Source organism: Streptomyces nojiriensis, from assembly GCF_017639205.1.
In the GTDB taxonomy this organism is placed as follows: domain Bacteria; phylum Actinomycetota; class Actinomycetes; order Streptomycetales; family Streptomycetaceae; genus Streptomyces; species Streptomyces nojiriensis.
In genome coordinates this window covers 2,250,266-2,269,487 of the sequence record NZ_CP071139.1, presented here as the reverse complement: position 1 = coordinate 2,269,487, position 19,222 = coordinate 2,250,266, and the positions used below count along the sequence as shown (strand labels likewise).

The 19,222-nt window shown below is 71.9% G+C and carries 21 protein-coding genes; 15 read left to right on the top strand and 6 right to left on the bottom strand.

The window, feature by feature from the left end; all coding sequences use genetic code 11:
* The first annotated feature begins 21 nt into the window (after positions 1 to 21).
* The 8 genes from JYK04_RS10600 to JYK04_RS10565 all read left to right on the top strand — a co-directional run bounded on the left by JYK04_RS10600 (position 22) and on the right by JYK04_RS10565 (position 8,521).
* Complete coding sequence (locus tag JYK04_RS10600; protein WP_189740305.1) at positions 22 to 1,131, top strand: quinone-dependent dihydroorotate dehydrogenase; 1,110 nt, start codon at positions 22 to 24, stop codon at positions 1,129 to 1,131.
* Between the two features lie 2 nt (positions 1,132 to 1,133).
* Positions 1,134 to 1,967, top strand: a complete 834-nt coding sequence (pyrF, locus tag JYK04_RS10595; protein ID WP_189740529.1) for an orotidine-5'-phosphate decarboxylase — start codon at positions 1,134 to 1,136, stop codon at positions 1,965 to 1,967.
* 302 nt (positions 1,968 to 2,269) lie between these two features.
* Complete coding sequence (locus JYK04_RS10590; RefSeq protein WP_030008746.1) at positions 2,270 to 2,593, top strand: integration host factor; 324 nt, start codon at positions 2,270 to 2,272, stop codon at positions 2,591 to 2,593.
* 61 nt (positions 2,594 to 2,654) lie between these two features.
* Positions 2,655 to 3,218, top strand: coding sequence for a guanylate kinase (gene gmk / locus JYK04_RS10585; protein ID WP_030008745.1), 564 nt, complete (start codon positions 2,655 to 2,657; stop codon positions 3,216 to 3,218).
* 73 nt (positions 3,219 to 3,291) lie between these two features.
* Complete coding sequence (gene rpoZ / locus JYK04_RS10580; RefSeq protein WP_004948662.1) at positions 3,292 to 3,564, top strand: DNA-directed RNA polymerase subunit omega; 273 nt, start codon at positions 3,292 to 3,294, stop codon at positions 3,562 to 3,564.
* Between the two features lie 121 nt (positions 3,565 to 3,685).
* A complete protein-coding gene (gene coaBC / locus JYK04_RS10575) occupies positions 3,686 to 4,900 on the top strand; it encodes a bifunctional phosphopantothenoylcysteine decarboxylase/phosphopantothenate--cysteine ligase CoaBC (RefSeq protein WP_189740532.1) in 1,215 nt (404 codons plus the stop codon).
* Positions 4,901 to 5,112: 212 nt separating this feature from the next.
* The gene (metK, locus tag JYK04_RS10570) at positions 5,113 to 6,321 is read left to right on the top strand and encodes a methionine adenosyltransferase (protein ID WP_189740308.1); all 1,209 of its coding nucleotides are present in this window, start codon (positions 5,113 to 5,115) and stop codon (positions 6,319 to 6,321) included.
* Positions 6,322 to 6,382: 61 nt separating this feature from the next.
* Positions 6,383 to 8,521: a primosomal protein N' gene (locus tag JYK04_RS10565; RefSeq protein WP_189740310.1), complete on the top strand. Its 2,139-nt coding sequence runs from the start codon at positions 6,383 to 6,385 to the stop codon at positions 8,519 to 8,521.
* Between the two features lie 123 nt (positions 8,522 to 8,644).
* On the opposite strand, the gene JYK04_RS10560 is transcribed toward JYK04_RS10565, so the two are convergent.
* The gene (locus JYK04_RS10560; RefSeq protein ID WP_189740313.1) at positions 8,645 to 9,196 is read right to left on the bottom strand and encodes a hypothetical protein; all 552 of its coding nucleotides are present in this window, start codon (positions 9,194 to 9,196) and stop codon (positions 8,645 to 8,647) included.
* 248 nt (positions 9,197 to 9,444) lie between these two features.
* On the opposite strand from JYK04_RS10560, the gene fmt reads away from it, so the two are divergent.
* The 7 genes from fmt (at position 9,445) to JYK04_RS10525 (ending at position 15,374) form a co-directional block, all read left to right on the top strand.
* Positions 9,445 to 10,389, top strand: coding sequence for a methionyl-tRNA formyltransferase (gene fmt, locus JYK04_RS10555; protein ID WP_189740316.1), 945 nt, complete (start codon positions 9,445 to 9,447; stop codon positions 10,387 to 10,389).
* Between the two features lie 120 nt (positions 10,390 to 10,509).
* The gene (locus JYK04_RS10550; RefSeq protein WP_189740319.1) at positions 10,510 to 11,985 is read left to right on the top strand and encodes an RsmB/NOP family class I SAM-dependent RNA methyltransferase; all 1,476 of its coding nucleotides are present in this window, start codon (positions 10,510 to 10,512) and stop codon (positions 11,983 to 11,985) included.
* A gap of 280 nt (positions 11,986 to 12,265) precedes the next feature.
* Positions 12,266 to 12,952, top strand: coding sequence for a ribulose-phosphate 3-epimerase (gene rpe, locus JYK04_RS10545; protein WP_189740322.1), 687 nt, complete (start codon positions 12,266 to 12,268; stop codon positions 12,950 to 12,952).
* 124 nt (positions 12,953 to 13,076) lie between these two features.
* A complete protein-coding gene (locus JYK04_RS10540; RefSeq protein ID WP_189740535.1) occupies positions 13,077 to 14,090 on the top strand; it encodes a sugar-binding transcriptional regulator in 1,014 nt (337 codons plus the stop codon).
* A gap of 123 nt (positions 14,091 to 14,213) precedes the next feature.
* Positions 14,214 to 14,435, top strand: coding sequence for a CarD family transcriptional regulator (locus JYK04_RS10535; RefSeq protein WP_189740325.1), 222 nt, complete (start codon positions 14,214 to 14,216; stop codon positions 14,433 to 14,435).
* 49 nt (positions 14,436 to 14,484) lie between these two features.
* Positions 14,485 to 14,919 carry a guanyl-specific ribonuclease gene (locus tag JYK04_RS10530; RefSeq protein WP_189740327.1) on the top strand — a complete coding sequence of 145 codons (435 nt, stop codon included), beginning with the start codon at positions 14,485 to 14,487 and terminating at the stop codon, positions 14,917 to 14,919.
* Positions 14,916 to 15,374, top strand: a complete 459-nt coding sequence (locus tag JYK04_RS10525; RefSeq protein WP_189740330.1) for a barstar family protein — start codon at positions 14,916 to 14,918, stop codon at positions 15,372 to 15,374. Before JYK04_RS10530 ends, JYK04_RS10525 begins: the two co-directional genes overlap by 4 nt.
* Before the next feature lie 173 nt (positions 15,375 to 15,547).
* Here the strand turns inward: JYK04_RS10525 and JYK04_RS42140 are convergent, their stop codons facing one another.
* From JYK04_RS42140 to JYK04_RS10500, 5 genes are all read right to left on the bottom strand, one after another.
* Complete coding sequence (locus JYK04_RS42140) at positions 15,548 to 16,024, bottom strand: group II truncated hemoglobin (RefSeq protein WP_189740333.1); 477 nt, start codon at positions 16,022 to 16,024, stop codon at positions 15,548 to 15,550.
* Positions 16,025 to 16,026: 2 nt separating this feature from the next.
* Entirely contained in the window at positions 16,027 to 16,350 is a 324-nt protein-coding gene (locus tag JYK04_RS42135) for a putative quinol monooxygenase (RefSeq protein WP_189740336.1), read from the bottom strand.
* 73 nt (positions 16,351 to 16,423) lie between these two features.
* On the bottom strand, positions 16,424 to 16,933 hold the full coding sequence (locus tag JYK04_RS10510) for a hypothetical protein (protein WP_030011037.1): 510 nt from the start codon (positions 16,931 to 16,933) through the stop codon (positions 16,424 to 16,426).
* A 55-nt stretch (positions 16,934 to 16,988) separates the two neighbouring features.
* Entirely contained in the window at positions 16,989 to 18,713 is a 1,725-nt protein-coding gene (locus JYK04_RS10505; RefSeq protein ID WP_189740339.1) for an FAD-dependent oxidoreductase, read from the bottom strand.
* Complete coding sequence (locus JYK04_RS10500) at positions 18,710 to 18,976, bottom strand: UBP-type zinc finger domain-containing protein (RefSeq protein ID WP_033226151.1); 267 nt, start codon at positions 18,974 to 18,976, stop codon at positions 18,710 to 18,712. The genes JYK04_RS10505 and JYK04_RS10500 overlap by 4 nt, the downstream gene beginning before the upstream one ends.
* Positions 18,977 to 19,222: the final 246 nt, after the last annotated feature.

Below are 19,222 nucleotides of genomic sequence, written 5' to 3'. Positions count from 1 at the left end.
GCGCAGAGGGATTTTCCGACGATGTACAAAACGTTCTTCAACCTGGTCTTCAAGCGGATGGACCCGGAGCAGGCCCACTACCTGGCCTTCCGCTGGATCCGCCTCGCCGCCCGCACACCCGTGCTGCGCACCTTCGTGGCGGCCGCCCTGGCCCCGCGCTACGAGGAGCTCCGCACCGAGGCCCTCGGCCTGCGCATGCACGGCCCCTTCGGCCTCGCCGCCGGCTTCGACAAGAACGCCGTCGCCATCGACGGCATGTCGATGCTCGGCTTCGACCACATCGAGATCGGCACGGTCACGGCCGAGCCGCAGCCCGGCAACCCGAAGAAGCGCCTCTTCCGCCTCGTGGCGGACCGCGCGCTGATCAACCGCATGGGCTTCAACAACGAGGGCTCGGCGGCCGTCGCGGCCCGCCTGGCGGCCCGCGAGGCGGTCTTCAGGACGATCGTCGGCGTCAACATCGGCAAGACCAAGGTCGTGCCCGAGGAGGAGGCCGTGGGGGACTACGTCGCCTCCACCGAGCGCCTCGCCCGGCACGCCGACTACCTCGTCGTGAACGTCTCCTCGCCGAACACCCCGGGCCTGCGCAACCTCCAGGCCACCGAGTCGCTGCGCCCGCTGCTGACGGCCGTACGCGAGGCCGCCGACCGCACGGTGACCGACCGCCGGGTGCCGCTGCTCGTCAAGATCGCCCCCGACCTGGCGGACGAGGACGTCGACGCGGTCGCCGACCTGGCCCTGGAGCTGGGCCTCGACGGCATCATCGCGACGAACACCACCATCGCCCGCGAGGGGCTGGGCCTGAAGTCCGCCCCGTCCCTGGTGAAGGAGACCGGCGGGCTCTCCGGCGCCCCGGTCAAGGAGCGCTCGCTGGAGGTCCTGCGCCGCCTGTACGCCCGGGTGGGGGACCGCCTGGTCCTGGTCGGGGTCGGCGGCATCGAGGACGCCGAGGACGCCTGGCAGCGGATCCTGGCCGGCGCCACGCTGATCCAGGGCTACAGCGCCTTCATCTACGAGGGCCCGTTCTACGCCCGCGCCATCCACAAGGGCCTTGCCGCGCGCCTGGCCAACAGCCCGTACGCGACGCTCGCCGAAGCGGTGGGCGCCGAGACCCGAAAGGCCACCAAGTGACTGTGACCCCGTTCGGCACCCGCCTGCGCGCGGCGATGGACTCCCGGGGCCCGCTGTGCGTCGGGATCGACCCGCACGCCGCCCTGCTGGCCCAGTGGGGCCTGCAGGACGACATCGCGGGCCTGGAGCGGTTCTCCCGCACGGTCGTCGAGGCGCTCGCCGAGTCGGTGGCGGTCCTCAAGCCGCAGGCGGCCTTCTTCGAGCGGTTCGGCTCCAAGGGCGTGGCCGTCCTGGAGCGGGCCGTCGCGGACGCCCGGGCGGCCGGGACCCTGGTGGTCATGGACGCCAAGCGCGGCGACATCGGCTCGACCATGGCGGCGTACGCCTCGGCCTTCCTGGACCCGTCCTCGCCGCTGTTCTCGGACGCGCTGACCGTCTCCCCGTACCTGGGCTACGGCTCGCTGAAGCCGGCCGTCGACCTGGCCCGGGAGTCGGGCGCGGGCCTGTTCGTCCTGGCGCTGACCTCGAACCCGGAGGGCGCCGAGGTCCAGCGGGCGGTCCGCGAGGACGGCCGGACGATCGGCGCGACGATGCTGGCCCACCTGGCGGCGGAGAACGCGGACGCCGCCCCCATGGGCTCCTTCGGCGCGGTCGTCGGCGCCACGCTGGGCGATCTGTCCTCCTTCGACCTGGACATCAACGGTCCGCTGCTGGCCCCCGGCATCGGCGCGCAGGGCGCGACGGCGGCGGACCTGCCGGGCGTCTTCGGCAAGGCCGTGCGCAACGTCGTCCCGAACGTCTCGCGGGGCGTCCTGAAGCACGGTCCGGACGTGAGCGCTCTGCGCGACTCTGCACGGCGCTTCGCCGACGAGATCCACGAGGCCGTCACCGCGTAATCGCTCACCCGGGGAGGCCGGCCGCACCTCCGCGGCTCGGCCTCTCGCACTTCTTGGCGAAACTCGAACGCTCTTCATCGGACAAAACCGGGGTATTTTGTCCGTGATGTACGGTTCAGTGGAGGCTGACCAGGACTTTTCGTCCGTTCTCGCTGACTGGAGCGGTGTTGGCCGCTAGTCTCCGACCAGAGTGAACGTGCAGCGAACGAGTTCCATCGCTGTTCGGGAGCTCGCCTGGTGTGGTGCCTTCGGGGTGCCCACCGGTCCGTATCCGACAGTTCGACATCCGAGGTGACGTAGGCGTGGCTCTTCCGCCCCTTACCCCTGAACAGCGCGCAGCCGCGCTCGAAAAGGCCGCCGCGGCTCGCCGGGAGCGGGCCGAGGTGAAGAATCGACTCAAGCACTCCGGCGCCTCGCTCCAAGAGGTCATCAAGACGGGCCAGGAGAACGACGTCATCGGCAAGATGAAGGTCTCCGCCCTGCTGGAGTCTCTGCCTGGCGTGGGCAAGGTGCGCGCCAAGCAGATCATGGAGCGTCTCGGCATCTCCGAGTCCCGGCGTGTCCGAGGTCTCGGTTCCAACCAGATCGCCTCTCTGGAGCGCGAGTTCGGCAGCACCGGCGCCTGAGGCGTCGCCTGAAGTTCTCCCGGCGTTCTCAGGCAGTCCCGAGAACCTGGATAATCGCTCTATGGCAGCAGAGGTTCGTCCGCGGCTGACCGTGCTCTCCGGCCCTTCAGGGGTCGGCAAGAGCACGGTCGTCGCGCATATGCGCAAGGTTCACCCCGAGGTATGGCTCTCGGTGTCGGCCACCACCCGCAAGCCGCGGCCCGGTGAGCGACACGGAGTCCACTACTTCTTCGTCAATGACGACGAGTTCGACAAGCTGATCGCCAACGGCGAGCTGCTGGAGTGGGCCGAGTTCGCGGGCAACCGCTACGGCACTCCCCGCGGCGCGGTACTGGAACGCCTGGACAACGGCGAGCCGGTACTGCTGGAGATCGATCTCCAGGGCGCACGACTCGTCCGCGAGTCCAAGCCCGACGCCCAGCTGGTCTTCCTGGCACCGCCGAGCTGGGACGAACTGGTCCGCCGGCTCACCGGCCGGGGCACCGAATCGGCGGAGGTCATCGAGCGCCGGCTCGCCGCCGCCAAGATCGAGCTCGCTGCCGAGTCCGAGTTCGACACCACCCTGGTCAACACCTCCGTCGAGGACGTAGCGCGTGAGCTGCTAGCCTTGATGGCAGTTGTCTGATCGTTGATCGAATTTTTTGATTCGGTCGATTCCAGGGCGGCCCCATCTTTCACCCATCTTCGGAAGGTAGAGCGTGTCCTCTTCCATCACTGCGCCCGAGGGCATCATCAACCCGCCGATCGACGAGCTGCTCGAGGCCACGGACTCGAAGTACAGCCTCGTGATCTACGCGGCCAAGCGTGCGCGTCAGATCAACGCGTACTACTCGCAGCTCGGTGAGGGCCTGCTCGAGTACGTCGGCCCGCTGGTGGACACCCACGTCCACGAGAAGCCGCTTTCGATCGCGCTGCGCGAGATCAACGCGGGTCTGCTGACCTCCGAGGCCATCGAGGCCCCGGCCCAGTAAGGCACCAGAAGTCCTTTCACCACAGGCCCGGCAGCACATCTGCCGGGCCTGTGGTGTGTCATGGGTGGGTACGACGACGATCAGAGCCGAACGCGTCGCAGCCGTCGAAGGGAAGTACGTGGTGGACAAGCCGAAGGTCGTCCTGGGGGTCAGTGGCGGGATCGCCGCCTACAAGGCGTGCGAGCTGCTGCGCCGGCTGACCGAGTCCGGCCACGACGTGCGGGTGGTGCCCACCGAGGCCTCCCTGAACTTCGTGGGGGAGGCCACCTGGTCCGCCCTCTCCGGCAACCCGGCCTCCACCGAGGTCTGGGAATCCGTCCACGAGGTGCCGCACGTGCGCATCGGGCAGAACGCCGACCTCGTGGTCGTCGCCCCCGCCACGGCCGACATGCTGGCCAAGGCCGCCCACGGACTCGCCGACGACCTGCTCACGAACACCCTGCTCACCGCCCGCTGCCCGGTGGTCTTCGCCCCGGCCATGCACACCGAGATGTGGGAGCACCCCGCCACCCAGGAGAACGTGGCCACGCTGCGCCGGCGCGGCGCCCTCGTCATCGAGCCCGCCGTCGGCCGGCTCACCGGCAAGGACACCGGCAAGGGGCGGCTGCCCGACCCCGAGGAGATCTTCGAGGTCTGCCGCCACGTCCTGAGGAGGCAGGGTCCGGCCCGCGGGGCGGCCTGGCAGGACCTCGCCGGACGGCACGTGGTGATCAGCGCGGGCGGCACGCGGGAGCCGCTGGACCCGGTCCGCTTCCTCGGCAACCGCTCCTCCGGCAAGCAGGGCTACGCCCTCGCGCGTACCGCCGTCGCCCGCGGGGCCCGGGTCACCCTGGTCTCGGCCAACACCGCGCTGGCCGACCCGGCCGGGGTGGACGTCGTGCGCGTGGGGACGGCCGTGCAGCTGCGCGAGGCCGTGCTCAAGGCCGCCTCGGACGCCGACGCCGTGGTGATGGCCGCGGCCGTGGCCGACTTCCGGCCCGCCGAATACGCGGGTGGAAAGATCAAGAAGAAGGACGGGCAGGACCCGGCACCGGTGGCGCTCGTACGCAATCCGGACGTTCTCGCGGAGATCTCGGCCGATCGCGCCAGGGCCGGTCAGGTGGTCGTGGGATTCGCCGCCGAGACCGACGACGTCCTCGCGAACGGCCGCGCCAAGCTCGCCCGCAAGGGCTGTGACCTACTCGTCGTGAACGAGGTCGGGGAGGCTCGGACCTTTGGTTCTGAGGAGAACGAAGCGGTCATCCTGGCCTCTGATGGCTCTGAGACTCAAGTGCCCTATGGTCCGAAGGAGGCTCTGGCCGAGGTGATTTGGGACCAGGTGGCCGCCCGGCTGTAGCCGCGACGCGCCTGGGCCGATTCCCCTTCTCCAGGTCACCTCTGTGCGTAAGAATGGGAGTGCCGCAGGTCACACGGCTCCCATAAGGCGAGACGGGTGGTCCAGGAAACAGTGGCGACCGATAAACTGCATCCGGAACGTGATCGGGCGCAGCCCCCGATGTGGTTCCGCCAAATGATCAGCCAGCAGCCGCTGCAACCCCAGGGAGCGTTGTGTCCCGTCGTCTGTTCACCTCGGAGTCCGTCACCGAGGGCCACCCCGACAAGATCGCTGACCAGATCAGCGACACGATCCTCGACGCGCTCCTCACCGAGGACCCCACTTCGCGCGTCGCCGTGGAGACGTTGATCACCACGGGTCTCGTGCACATCGCGGGAGAGGTGACGACGAAGGCCTACGCGCCGATCGCGCAGCTCGTCCGGGACAAGATCCTCGAGATCGGCTACGACTCCTCCAAGAAGGGCTTCGACGGCGCCTCCTGCGGCGTGTCGGTGTCCATCGGCGCCCAGTCCCCGGACATCGCGCAGGGCGTCGACACCGCCTACGAGAAGCGCGTCGAGGGCGACGAGGACGAGCTGGACAAGCAGGGCGCGGGCGACCAGGGCCTGATGTTCGGCTACGCCTGCGACGAGACCCCCGAGCTCATGCCGCTGCCGATCCACATCGCGCACCGGCTGTCCCGCCGGCTGTCCGAGGTCCGCAAGAACGGGACCATCCCGTACCTGCGCCCCGACGGCAAGACCCAGGTCACCATCGAGTACGACGGTGACAAGGCCGTGCGCCTGGACACCGTCGTGGTCTCCTCGCAGCACGCCTCGGACATCGACCTCGACTCGCTGCTCGCTCCCGACATCCGCGAGTTCGTCGTCGAGCACGTCCTGGCCCAGCTCGTCGAGGACGGCATCAAGCTCGACACCGAGGGCTACCGCCTCCTGGTGAACCCCACCGGCCGCTTCGAGATCGGCGGCCCGATGGGCGACGCCGGCCTCACCGGCCGCAAGATCATCATCGACACCTACGGCGGCATGGCCCGCCACGGTGGCGGCGCCTTCTCCGGCAAGGACCCGTCGAAGGTCGACCGCTCCGCCGCCTACGCCATGCGCTGGGTCGCCAAGAACGTGGTCGCCGCCGGTCTCGCCGCGCGCTGCGAGGTGCAGGTCGCGTACGCCATCGGCAAGGCCGAGCCCGTCGGTCTCTTCGTCGAGACCTTCGGCACCGCCAAGGTGGAGGTCCAGAAGATCGAGGACGCGATCGGCGAGGTCTTCGACCTGCGCCCGGCCGCGATCATCCGCGACCTGGACCTGCTGCGCCCGATCTACGCCCAGACCGCCGCCTACGGCCACTTCGGCCGTGAGCTGCCGGACTTCACCTGGGAGCGCACCGACCGCGTGGACGCGCTGCGCACGGCCGCCGGCCTGTAACACCCCTCGTCCACGGACGATCGCCGAACGGCCCCGGACCAGCTGGTCCGGGGCCGTTCGCATGCCGTGCCTGTCAGTGGACTTTGGTAAGAATGCTGATGTGAGCAGCGCGAATGAGTCCCCGCCGGAGCAGCTCGCCCTGATCCGGGAAATGGTCGCCGAGGCGAAGGCCAAGGCGCCCAAGGCGAAGCCGCGCACCTGGCGCGGCGCCGCCCTCGCCGCCGAGCTGCCCGTCGCCCGGATCCTCGTGAACAAGGGCGTGCTCCACCTCGACCAGCTCTGGGACTACGCCGTCCCCGAAGAGCTCTCCGAGGCCGCCCAGCCCGGCGTCCGCGTCCGCGTCCGGTTCGGCGCCGGCTCCCACCACGTGCACGGCGGCCGCCGCGAGGGCGGCGGCCTCATCGACGGCTTCATCGTCGAGCGCCGTGCCGAGTCCGACTACGACGGCGCACTGGCCGCCCTCGCCCACGTGGTCTCGCCCGAGGTGGTCCTCAGCCCCCGCATGCTCGCCCTCGCCCGGGCCGTCGCCGACCGGTACGCGGGCAGCCTCGCCGACGTGCTCCAGCTCGCCCTGCCCGCACGGAGCGCCCGCGCCGAGGCCAAGCCCTCACCGGAACCCCTGCCGCCGCCCCCCGCCCCCGAGCCCGCCGGCTGGGCGCGGTACGGCGCCGGGCCCGGCTTCCTGCGCGCCCTCGCCACCGGCGGCACCCCGCGCGCCGTGTGGACCGCACTGCCCGGCCCCGGCTGGGCCGACGAACTCGCCCGCGCCATGGCCGCCACCCTGGCCTCCGGGCGCGGCGCCCTCGCCGTGCTCCCCGACGGGCGGACCGCCGCCCGCGTCGACGCGGCCCTGACCGCCCTCCTCGGCGAAGGCAGGCACGCGCTGCTGACCGCCGAGTCGGGGCCCGAGAAGCGCTACCGCCAATGGCTGGCGGTGCACCGGGGCTCCGTGCGGGCCGTCATCGGCACCCGGGCCGCGATGTTCGCCCCCGTGCGGGACCTCGGACTGGTCGCCGTCTGGGACGACGGCGACTCCAGCCACAGCGACGACAACGCTCCCTTCCCGCACGTCCGGGAGGTACTCGAACTGCGCGCCGTCAACGACGGCTGCGGATTCCTCGCGGGCAGCACCAGCTGCACCGTCGAGGCCGCCCAGCTGGTCGAGTCCGGCTGGGCCAGGCCCCTGATCGCCGACCGCGAGACCGTACGGGCCTGCGCGCCCCGGATCCGGACCGTCGGGGACGAGCTGCTCGCCCGCGACGAGGCCGCCCGCGCCGCGCGCCTGCCGAGCCTGGCCTGGGAGACCGTACGGGAAGGGCTGAAGACCGGGCCCGTACTGGTACAGGTACCGCGGCGGGGCTACGTGCCCCGGCTGGCGTGCGAGCGCTGCCGCACCCCCGCCCGCTGCACGGTCTGCGCGGGACCTCTGGAGGCCCCCGACGAGCGGGACCTGAGGTGCGGATGGTGCGGACGGGGCGAGCCGTCCTGGCACTGCGAGGAATGCGGATCGTTCCGGCTGCGGGCCCAGGTGGTCGGCGCGCGGCGCACCGCCGAGGAACTGGGACGCGCCTTCCCGGCCGTGGCCGTACGGACCTCCGGGCGCGACCACGTCCTCGACGAGGTGCCGGACCGGCCCGCGCTGGTGGTGTGCACCCCGGGCGCCGAGCCGGTGGCGGCGGGCGCCGGGTACGCGGCCGCGCTGCTGCTCGACGGCTGGGCCATGCTCACCCGGCCCGATCTGCGGGCCGGCGAGGACGCGCTGCGGCGGTGGATCGGCGCCGCCTCCCTGGTCCGGGGCGACGGCCAGGTCGTGGTGGTCGCCGAACCCACGCTGCGGCCCGTCCAGGCGCTGGTCCGGTGGGACCCGGTGGGCCATGCCGTCCGCGAGCTCGCGGAGCGGTCGCAGCTCGGCTTCCCGCCGGTGTCCCGGATGGCTGCGGTGGCCGGCCGGGGGGAGGCCGTGGAGGCCTTTCTGGCCGGAGCCGGACTGCCGCCCGACGCGGAGATCCTGGGACCGGTGCCACTCCCCGGGCGGCGCGGGGAGCCGTCCCCGGGGGAGCGGGCGCTGGTCCGGGTCCCACCGGGCAGCGGAGCCGCCCTGGCGGCTGCCCTGAAGTCGGCGCAGGCGGCCCGGCTGGCGAAGGGGGTTCCGGCGGCGGAGGCCGTCCGGGTCCGGATCGACCCGCCCGACATCGGCTGACCGCCGAACACCGAAACCCCCGGTGGGACGACCCGTACGGTCGTCCCACCGGGGGCGGACTCGGGCGCGCCGCGCGGGCGCGGCCGGCCGTCGGGTGTCGGCGTCCCGGCGGCAGGACAGCCCTCAGCCGGTGCGCGGACCGGGGAAGGCGGGGGAGCGGGGAGCCTCTGCGAGACCCCGCCCGGGAGCACCCCCGGCCGCGGCCGCCTGGGCCTCCTCGCGCACCGGCTGCGGCGGCATCGAGCGGGCCGCCGGGACGGTCGGCAGCGGTCCCAGGGTCCGGGTGGCCGTCCCCTCGGCCACCGGCTCCGCGGACTCGGCGGACTGCGCCCGCCGGGCCCCGTAGCGGCGGTGCACGGCCTGCTTGGTGACTCCGAGCGCCGAACCGACCGCGTCCCACGAGAAACCGAGCGAGCGGTCGAAGTCCACCGCCGCGGTGACCAGCGTCTCGACGCTGTCCCGCAGCTCCTGAGCGAGGCGGACGGTCGGCGCGGGCGCCCGGCCGTAGACGACGAAGCCGGTGGAGGGACCCGATCGGCGCGGGCGGTACACGTTGCCGAGCTGGGCGGTGAGCGTACGCAGGGCATCCACCTGCCGGCGAACCCGCTCGATGTCCCGTACCAGGAGGTGCAGGCTGGCCCGGGCTTGAGCGTCGTGGGTGGCGTGGTCGGCCATGAAGAAGCCTCTCGAACCGGTGCTGAAGGGCGGATCGGGCCGCAGACACCGTTCACACGCGGCCCGTTTCGGTCAATCTCTCTTGACAACGCGCCACCCGTCGCCCAGGTCACGCAATGGGGGCGTGTCGGCATATGCGAGGGGCGCGCGCATGTGTGTACGCCCCCTCAAACCCACAGGTGGGCGGCCCGACCCGCGCCCCATAGACTGGTGCGCTGCTGACAGCCGAGATAGCGAGGTAGTCCCCAGTGAAGCTCGTCTTCGCAGGCACCCCCGAGGTCGCCGTACCCGCCCTGGACGCCCTGATCGCCTCCGGGCGGCACGAGGTCGCCGCCGTCATCACCCGGCCCGACGCACCGGCCGGCCGCGGCCGCCGCCTCGTCGCCAGCCCGGTCGCCGAACGCGCGGAGGAAGCGGGCATCGAGGTGCTCAAGCCCGCCCGCCCCCGCGACCCCGACTTCCAGGCCCGGCTGCGCGAGATCGACCCGGACTGCTGCCCGGTCGTCGCCTACGGCGCCCTGATCCCCAAGAGCGCCCTCGACATCCCCCGGCACGGCTGGGTCAACCTGCACTTCTCACTGCTGCCCGCATGGCGCGGAGCCGCGCCCGTCCAGCAGTCGATCATCGCGGGGGACCAGGTCACCGGCGCCTCCACCTTCCGCATCGAGGAGGGCCTGGACACCGGCCCGGTCTACGGCATCCTCACCGAGGAGATCCGGCCCACCGACACCAGCGGCGACCTGCTCACCCGGCTCGCCTTCGCCGGGTCCGGACTGCTGGCCGCCACCATGGACGGCATCGAGGACGGCACCCTGCGCGCCGTCGAGCAGCCCCACGACGGGATCTCCCACGCGCCCAAGATCACCGTGGAGGACGCCCGGATCGACTGGACCGCTCCCGCGATGCGCGCCGACCGCGTCGTCCGCGGCTGCACGCCGGCCCCGGGCGCGTGGACCGTCTTCCGCGGGGAACGCCTCAAGCTGATCTCGCTGGGCCTGGTCCCCGACCGCACGGAGCTGGAACCGGGCGAGCTGGCCCCCGCCAAGAACAACGTGTACGCCGGCACCGGCTCGCACGCCGTGGAGCTGCTGTGGGTGCAGCCGCAGGGCAAGAAGCCGATGCGGGCCGCCGACTGGGCGCGCGGGGTGCGGATCGCTCCCGGCGAGCGGCTCGGCGGAGCCGACGTAGGCTGATCGGTGGGGACGACGCCGCCCGAGTGCGGACGTCCCCACGCACCACGCACCTTGCAGGACCCGCAGGACCGGCACCACCCGTAGCACTCGTAGCACTCATAACCCCGGAGCACCTTTCACGTGAGCGAACAGCCCCGTCAGCCCCGACGCAAGCCTGCCCCCGCAGGCGCGGGCGGCAAGCAGGCCAAGCCCTACCGCCGGCCCCAGAAGGACCCCGTCCGGATGCTGGCCTTCGAGGTGCTGCGGGCGGTGGACGAGCGCGACGCCTACGCCAACCTCGTGCTGCCGCCCCTGCTCAGGAAGGCCCGCCAGGACGAGAACTTCCAGGCGCGCGACGCGGCGCTGGCCACCGAGCTGGTCTACGGGACACTGCGCCGCCAGGGCACCTACGACGCCGTCATCAAGGCCTGCATCGACCGCCCGCTGCGGGAGGTCGACCCGCCGGTGCTGGACGTGCTCTCGCTCGGCGCCCACCAGCTCCTCGGCACCCGCATCCCCACGCACGCGGCGGTCTCGGCGAGCGTGGAACTGGCCCGGGTGGTGCTCGGGGACGGGCGCGCCAAGTTCGTGAACGCCGTCCTGCGGAAGATCGCCGCGCACGACCTGGACGCCTGGCTGGAGCGCGTAGCCCCGCCCTACGAGGACGACGCCGAGGAACACCTCGCGGTGTACCACTCGCACCCCAGGTGGGTCGTCAGCGCCCTGTGGGACTCGCTGGGCGGCGGACGCGCGGGCATCGAGGACCTGCTGGAGGCCGACAACGAACGGCCCGAGGTGACCCTGGTGGCCCGCCCGGGCCGGTCCACGCCGGAGGAACTGCTGGAGGCGGTCGGCGAGGACTCGGCACTGCCGGGCCGCTGGTCGCCGTACGCCGTCCGGATGGCCGAGGGCGGCGAGCCGGGCGCGCTGGAGGCGGTCCGCGAGGGCCGCGCGGGCGTGCAGGACGAGGGCAGCCAGCTGGTGGCCATGGCCCTGGCGGCCGCACCGGTCGAGGGCCGCGACGAGCGGTGGCTCGACGGATGCGCCGGCCCGGGCGGCAAGGCGGCGCTGCTCGCGGCGCTCGCGGCGCAGCGCGGAGCGTTCCTGCTGGCCTCGGAGAAGCAGCCGCACCGGGCCCGGCTCGTGGAGCGCTCGCTCGCGGGCAACCCGGGCCCGTACCAGGTCATCGCCGCCGACGGCACCCGCCCGGCATGGCTGCCGGGCTCCTTCGACCGCGTCCTGATGGACGTCCCGTGCTCGGGCCTCGGCGCGCTGCGCCGCCGCCCGGAGGCCCGCTGGCGCCGCCGCCCGGAGGACCTGGAAGCCTTCGCGCCGCTCCAGCGCGGGCTGCTGCGCGAGGCGCTGTCGGCCGTGCGGGTGGGCGGCATCGTCGGCTACGCGACCTGCTCGCCGCACCTGGCGGAGACCCGGGTCGTCGTGGACGACGTCCTGAAGGGCCGCGGCGCGGGCCAGTCCCCGGTATCCGCGGAACTGATCGACGCGAGGCCCTTCATGTCGGGCGTCCCGGCCCTGGGCGACGGCCCGGACGTCCAGCTCTGGCCCCACCTGCACGGCACGGACGCGATGTACCTGGCGCTGCTGAGGCGCACGGCGTAGCCGGGCCGGGCCCCCGCGGAGCGGAACCCGGCCGATACCCGGTCGATACGCGGCCCGGACGGAACTGACCGCAGTGCCGTCCGGACCCCGCCCCGGCCGGCTCCCGCTTCTTCGGTGCCTTCGCGGCCCCGACCCCGCCCGGCCGGATCCCGTCCCCCCGGGGTCGCTCCCGCATCGCCTGGTCCCGGCTGTACCGTGCCCGGTCGTCCCGTCCCGTCGTGCGCGGGGCGACTTGCGGGGTCGTGGCCGGAACCCGGTGGGGGCATGGCAGGCTTGGGGCATGGCCGCTCAGATTTATCCCAGCATCCTGTCCGCCGACTTCGCCAGACTCGCCGAGGAGGCGAAGGCCGTCGAGGGGGCCGACTGGCTGCATGTCGACGTCATGGACAACCATTTCGTCCCGAACCTGACCCTCGGTATGCCGATCGTGGAATCCCTGAGCAGGGCCACGGACATCCCGCTGGACCTTCACCTGATGATCGAGGACCCGGACCGCTGGGCCCCCCAGTACGTGGAGGCCGGCGCGGGTTCGGTCACCTTCCACGCCGAGGCCGCCGCCGCGCCCGTGCGGCTCGCGCGGGAGATCCGGGCCAAGGGGGCGCGCGCCTCGATGGCCCTCAAGCCCGCGACGCCGATCGAACAGTACGAGGACATCCTCCCCGAGCTCGACATGCTGCTGATCATGACGGTCGAGCCCGGCTTCGGCGGCCAGCCCTTTCTGGACATCATGCTCCCGAAGATCCGCCGTACCCGGGAGCTGATCGCCAAGCACGGTCTGGAGCTGTGGCTCCAGGTGGACGGCGGGGTCTCCGCCTCGACCATCGAACGCTGTGCCGAGGCCGGCGCGGACGTGTTCGTGGCGGGCAGCGCGGTCTACGGAGCGGTCGATCCGGCCACCGCCGTGCGCACGCTGCGTGACCAGGCGGGTGCGGCCATCGCAGCCGCGCCGTGGGCTTGCGACCACTGAACCAAGGGTTGATGAACAGCTCGGTGAACGGGAGCTGTCCAGGCTGATCAACGGCCGTCGGATCTGACAGGATGAACGGCGAGTCGAGAGTGTGAACAGCAGTGAGGAGAGCGCGGTGTCTGCAATGTCGGCGGGACGGTCAGCCCTGCGGATGGGACCCGCGGAGCTGGTGCAGGCGGCGGCCATGGCCCGCCGCTTCTACCTGGAGGGCAAGTCCAAGATCCAGATTGCCGAGGAGTTCGGCGTGAGCCGCTTCAAGGTGGCCCGGGTCCTGGAGACCGCCCTCGAACGTGACCTCGTACGGATCGAGATCCGGGTACCGGCCGAGCTCGATGCCGAGCGGTCGGACGCGCTCCGGGCCCGGTACGGGCTCCGGCACGCCGTCGTCGTGGAGTCGCCCGCCGACACCACCGAGGATGCTCCCGACCCGGAGAACCTGGGCGCGGTCGCGGCCGACCTGCTGGGCGAGCTGGTCAACGAAGGCGACGTACTCGGCCTCGCGTGGGGGCGGTCGACCATCCACATGGCCGCCTCCCTGCACAGGCTGCCGCAGTGCACCGTGGTGCAGCTGACCGGCGTGTACGACGCGGGGACGGCCGAGCGCGGTTCGGTCGAGGCCGTACGCCGGGCCGCCCAGGTCTCCGGCGGTGACGCGCACCCGATCTACGCGCCGATGCTGCTGCCCGATCCGGCGACCGCGGCCGCGCTGCGCAGCCAGACGGGGATCGCGCGCGCCTTCGAGTACTTCGACAAGGTGACGGTCGCGGCCGTGTCGATCGGCTCGTGGGAGCCGGGCATCTCGACCGTGCACGACATGCTGACCGACGAGGAGCGGGAGCACTACGCCTCGCTGGGCGTGGCGGCGGAGATGTCCGCGCACCTGTTCGACGCCGAGGGGCGTCGCGTCGGCCGGGACCTCGGCGAGCGGTGCATCACCGTCGAGGCGGACCGGCTGCGGCGGATCCCCGAGGTCGTGGCGATCGCGGGCGGGCTGCGCAAGGCCTCCGCGATCGGGGCCGTGCTGAGGTCGGGGCTGGTGACCAGTCTCGTCACGGACACGGCGGTCGCCGACTACCTCCTCACCGAGTCGGCCCCCGGGCTGCGTCCGGCGTTGGACCGGGCCGACCCGGACGACTGATGAGGTCTGACCGGGCATGACGGGCCGCGGCGGCCGCTGCGGCCGCCGCCGGTGCGGATGGTGCTGGAATTGAGATCCGAACGGCGGACCGCGCGGCGGCCTGCGGGGCGCATACTGGTTCCAATGACAAAGTCAGCAGTACCTCGCCGCCATTTGCCGTCCAGCCCGTTCAAGGCCCCCGTGGAGCAGCCCATCCGGCAGTTCAGCGTCGGCGACCGGGTTACCCACGATGAGCACGGCCTCGGCCGTGTCGTCGGAATCGAGGAGGGGATCGCTGTTCTCGTCGACTTCGGTTCGGTTCAGAAGCGAATCCTGAGTCCCTACACCAAGATGGCCGCACTCTGAGGCCACCGGGCGATTCGCTAGCGAATCGGATATTTGGCACGATCGGTGCATGATCTTTCGGAACGTGCCCCGATCGTTGCTGCGTTTGCTGGGGGCCCTGTTCCTCTGTGCCGCGCTGGTCGGTGCGGTGGGTTGTGGTGGGCAGAAACCCGCACCTGCCGCCGCCGCCAGTGCGAGTGCCTCGGCGGTCCCCGGGTGGGCGAAGGGGATGGCCACCGTACGGGCCGACGGGCTGCCGCAGCAGGCCCGTGACGTGCTCGCGCTCATCGACAAGGGCGGGCCGTACCCCTACCGGCAGGACGGCACGGTCTTCGGGAACTTCGAGAAGGCCCTGCCCGAGCAGAAACGTGGTTACTACCACGAGTACACCGTGCGGACGCCGGGAGAGCGTGATCGCGGAGCCCGGCGGATCGTGACGGGTGAGGGTGGGGAGTTCTTCTACACGGACGACCACTACGACACCTTCAAGGCGGTTCTCCGATGAGCCTGGACCCGCAGCCGCTCGCCCCGGCGCTCGAAGCCGCCGAAGCCGCGGGCCGGACGACCGTACGGCTGGACCTGAGCGGGGTACGGGGCAAGGCCGAGCTGATGCGGCGGTGCGGGGATGCCTTGCGGCTGCCGGAGTGGGTCGGCGGGAACTGGGACGCGCTGGCCGATGCGCTGCGGGACCTGTCGTGGTTGCCGACGCCGTCCGGCGGGGGGTGGCTGGTGGCGGTGACGTCGTGGCGCGGGTATGCGGATGCCCGGCCGGGCGAGTGGGAGACGCTGGGCGAGGTGCTGGAGGAAGCCGTTGGCTTCTGGCGGGAGCGGGGGCGGGAGCCTGGCGGCGCTGGGCCGGAGCTGGTGGTGGTGCTGGCCGAGGCCGCGGCCGAAGCCGGGCACGGGCCGGCTGCCGGGGCTCCGCCCCGGACCCCGCGCCTCAAGCGCCGGCGGGGCTGAAAGAGCGCCTCAAGCGCCGGCGGGGCTGAAAGAGCGCCTCAAGCGCCGGCGGGGCTGAAAGAGCGCCTCAAGCGCCGGCGGGGCTGGGTTGGGCCGGGCGGGGCTGAAAGAGCGCCTCGAACGCCGGCTGGGCTGGGGTGGGGGGCAAGCGCAAGGCATGCCCCCCACCTGTGTCAGTCCTGCGGGTTGTTCGGGATCCAGGGTGGGGTTTGGCCCCAGGACCAGACCGGGATCTTGGCCGCGTCGACCGGGGGCGGGTTGGGGCCCGAGTAGATCAGGGCCATGCGGGTGCCCCACTCGATGTAGTAGGCGAACACCCCCCGGAATTCCGGGTCCGTCGGGAGGCCGACCTCGTCGGCCGTGTCCATCAGCAGGTCCACCCAGCGGCGGCGCTGCCGCTCGGTGATCGCCCGCCCGAGGTGCTTGGTGGCCATGTGCTGGTGGCCGCCGTGGTGGGCGGTGTAGTCCGCGGGGCCGCCGAAGACCTCCGACAGCCAGACCGCGACGTGCTGCGGGTGTTCCGAGTCCATGCCGGCGAAGACCGGGGCCAGGATCTCGTCCTGCAGTGCGTGGGTGTAGAAGGCGTCCGTGAGGCGGTTCATCGCCTCCGCTCCGCCCATCCACTCGTAGATGGTGGGTGTGGTGCTCATCGTTATCCGGCGGCCTTTCCCGTGCCCACGACGCCCGTCACGAGGTAGTGCTGCATCTCCTCGATGGCCGTCACGTACGGACGGATCGCGTTGAAGAAGGCCGGGAAGTGCTCGCCCTTGCGGAACCCGCCCAGGTGGTCCTCGATCGAGGTCCAGCGGATCCGGAGGATGTAGCGCTCCTTCTCCTCCTCGCAGCGGGCCAGCTCGTAGTCGATGCACTCGGGGGACGCGGCCAGGGACTCGGCGGCCCGGGCGTACGCGTCCTCGAAGGCCGACTGGTCGTCCAATGCGATCCGGTAGCGGATGTATTCGACGGTGGTGGTCATGGGTGCGTGCCTCTCCCTGGGTGTAGGTCGTCGCCAGCCTTACGCGATCACGCGCCGCCGTGGGGCGGATTCGTCATTCGGACCCGGACTTCATGGAGTCGGTCGGTTCTGAGACGTCAGGGCCCTGGGCGCGGACCCGCTGGACCTTGTCCAGGGAGTCGCGCAGCTCGGTCAGCCACTCGTCCGTGTTGCGGCCGACGAGCCGGACGCACCAGGCGAGGGCGTCGGCCCGGCTGCGGGCCACTCCGCCGGCGACCAGGGTGTCGAGGACCTGGCGCTCGGACTGGCGCAGCCGGGTCATCACCGGGACGGCGAGGTGGGTGAACAGGGTCGTCTCCTCACCCACCCGTACGCCCCAGGCGACCTTCCGGCGGTAGAGCTCTTCGGCCTCGCGGGCCACTTCGATGCGCTGTTCGCGGGTGCGTTCGCGGAACTCCTTGACCGATTCGGCCGCCGGTATGACGCCGACGACCGTGATCTCCTCGCGGTCGAGGGTGACCGAGTCCAGGGACTCGTAGACGTCGACCGGCAGGCGCTCGGCGAACCACGCGCGGAGCTGTTCGCTCTGTTCGGCTGTAATCATGTAATCAACGTTGCATCCGCTGCGGCCTTGATCGCAAGGCGCGCGGCGTTCGCTCTCAGCCCATCGAGCGGTAGCGGTGGATCAGCGAGACGGCCATCGCCCCCTCACCCACCCCAGAGGCGACGCGTTTCACCGAGTGGGCACGGACGTCGCCCGCCGCGAAGACTCCGGGGACGCTCGTCTCCAGGGGGTACGGGGCGCGCTCCAGGCTCCACTCGGCCGGGAGCTCGCCGCCGTTCGAGATCAGGTCCGAGCCGGTGAGGACGAAGCCGTACTCGTCGCGCTCGACGACGCCCGCGAGCCAGTCGGTGTGCGGGCGGGCGCCGATGAAGGTGAACATGAAGCGGGCCGGGATCTCGGTGTCCTCGCCCGTGTCCGCGTCGTGGAGGGTGAGGCGCTCCAGGTGCTCCTCGCCGTCCAGCCGGACCACCGTCGTGCGCACCTTCACCTCGATGTTCGGGGTGCGGTCGATCTCGTCGATCAGGTAGCGGGACATGCTCGCGTCCAGGGAGGCCGCGCGGACCAGGATCGTGACGCGGGCGGCGTACTTGGCGAAGTGCACCGCCGCCTGGCCCGCGGAATTGGCCCCGCCGACGATGAACACGTGCTGGGAGATGCAGGCCGAGCTCTCCGTGGTGGCCGCGCCGTAGTAGAGGCCGGCCCCCTCGAAGCGGTCCGCGCCGGGGGCGTCGAGGCGGTTGTACGAGACCCCGGTGGCCAGCAGCACCGTCTCGGCGGAGATCTCCGTGCCGTCCGCCAGGGTCAGGATCTTGGCCGGGTCGTCCCGGGTCAGCGAGACCACTTCCACGGGGTGCAGGATCTCGGCGCCGAACCGGGAGGCCTGGATGGTGGCCCGGCGGGTCAGGTCGCCGCCGGAGAGGCCCGAGGGGAAGCCGAGGTAGTTCTCGATCAGGCTGGACGTGCCCGCCTGGCCGCCCGGCGCGCGGGAGTCCAGCATGAGGGTCGAGAGGCCCTCCGAGGCCGAGTAGACGCCCGCCGCCAGGCCCGCCGGGCCCGCGCCGACGATGACGCACTCGTAGTGCGGGCGGGAGGCGGTGGTGGCCAGGCCCAGGCGCTGGGCGAGCTGGGTGTCGGTCGGGGCCGAGAGGACCGACCCGTCCGGGAAGCGGACGAGGGGGAGTGCCCCGTCGGGCTGGGCGGCGATCAGGGTCAGCGCCTCGGGGTCCCGCTCGACGTTGAGGAAGCGGAACGGCTGGCCGTTGCGGGTGAAGAAGTCCCGTACGGCGTGGGTGCCGGGGGAGACGAGGTGGCCGGCGACGATGATCCCGTCGTACGCCGGCCGGTAGGTGGCCAGCCAGTCCGACAGCAGGTCGTCCAGGACCGGGAAGAGCCGCTCGTGCGGCGGGTCCCAGGGCTTGAGCAGGTAGTAGTCGAGGCGGACCCGGTTGATGGCGGTGATCGCGGCATCGGTCTCCGCGTAGGCCGTCAGCAGGACGCGGCGGGCGTCCGGGAAGCGGCTGACCGCCTCCAGCAGGAACTCGACTCCGGTCACGTCCGGCATGCGCTGGTCCACGAGGAACAGCGCCGGGTCGTGTCCGCGTTCGTCGAGGGAGTCCAGGATCTTCAGCGCGTCGGCCGCCGAGGAGGCGCCGAGCACCCGGTAGCGGTCGCCGTAGGCGCTGCGCAGGTCGCGGCGGACGGCGCGCAGCACCTGCGGGTCGTCGTCCACGGCGAGGATGACCGGCTTCTTGTGCTCCGCGCGTTCGGCGGCCGCGGCCGCCGAGGTGGTGGCGGCGGAACTCTCGGGGGCCGCGCTCATGCCGGGTCCAGCATCAGCTGGTCGGCGTAGCACCAGGCCCAGTCCTCGCCGGGCTCGTGGGAGGCCGCGATGGCGTGCTCGGTGGTCCGGTAGTGCCGGGTGGCGTGACGGTTCCTCGACGAGTCGCAGCATCCGACGTGCCCGCAGCTGAGGCACATCCGCAGGTGCACCCAGGTGTCCCCGGCGATGAGGCACTCCTCGCAGCCCACGGCCGTGGGTTTCACCGGACGTATCTGATCGATGTGTGTGCACAACAGGTCCATCGTCATCGTCCCCGTCCCTCTCCTCGTGCTCTTGCCCGTGCTGTCGCTCGCGCTGTCGCTCGTGCATCAAGTCGGCTCGGGCGCCTGTGATTCACGGCGCGTCCAGACCATAGGTCGGAGCCGGCGGAATGGTTCATCGATTCGGCCGAAGTCAGGTAGTCCTGAAGCTACTTCCTGACGTCTGCGCACGACTTCCTGAGGTGCCGCCACGACCTGGCCCGCTACCTCACGAAGTCGCATACCAGC

Bases quoted from the DNA above. Each gene is read 5' to 3' on its own strand.
- JYK04_RS10600 (WP_189740305.1), top strand. From the start codon at position 22: ATGTACAAAACGTTCTTCAACCTGGTCTTCAAGCGGATGGACCCGGAG.
- gmk (WP_030008745.1), top strand. From the start codon at position 2,655: ATGGCAGCAGAGGTTCGTCCGCGGCTGACCGTGCTCTCCGGCCCTTCA.
- JYK04_RS10565 (WP_189740310.1), top strand. From the start codon at position 6,383: ATGCCGTGCCTGTCAGTGGACTTTGGTAAGAATGCTGATGTGAGCAGC.
- JYK04_RS10560 (WP_189740313.1), bottom strand. From the start codon at position 9,196: ATGGCCGACCACGCCACCCACGACGCTCAAGCCCGGGCCAGCCTGCAC.
- rpe (WP_189740322.1), top strand. From the start codon at position 12,266: ATGGCCGCTCAGATTTATCCCAGCATCCTGTCCGCCGACTTCGCCAGA.
- JYK04_RS10540 (WP_189740535.1), top strand. From the start codon at position 13,077: ATGTCGGCGGGACGGTCAGCCCTGCGGATGGGACCCGCGGAGCTGGTG.
- JYK04_RS10535 (WP_189740325.1), top strand. From the start codon at position 14,214: ATGACAAAGTCAGCAGTACCTCGCCGCCATTTGCCGTCCAGCCCGTTC.
- JYK04_RS10530 (WP_189740327.1), top strand. From the start codon at position 14,485: ATGATCTTTCGGAACGTGCCCCGATCGTTGCTGCGTTTGCTGGGGGCC.
- JYK04_RS10525 (WP_189740330.1), top strand. From the start codon at position 14,916: ATGAGCCTGGACCCGCAGCCGCTCGCCCCGGCGCTCGAAGCCGCCGAA.
- JYK04_RS42140 (WP_189740333.1), bottom strand. From the start codon at position 16,024: ATGAGCACCACACCCACCATCTACGAGTGGATGGGCGGAGCGGAGGCG.
- JYK04_RS42135 (WP_189740336.1), bottom strand. From the start codon at position 16,350: ATGACCACCACCGTCGAATACATCCGCTACCGGATCGCATTGGACGAC.
- JYK04_RS10510 (WP_030011037.1), bottom strand. From the start codon at position 16,933: ATGATTACAGCCGAACAGAGCGAACAGCTCCGCGCGTGGTTCGCCGAG.
- JYK04_RS10505 (WP_189740339.1), bottom strand. From the start codon at position 18,713: ATGAGCGCGGCCCCCGAGAGTTCCGCCGCCACCACCTCGGCGGCCGCG.
- JYK04_RS10500 (WP_033226151.1), bottom strand. From the start codon at position 18,976: ATGGACCTGTTGTGCACACACATCGATCAGATACGTCCGGTGAAACCC.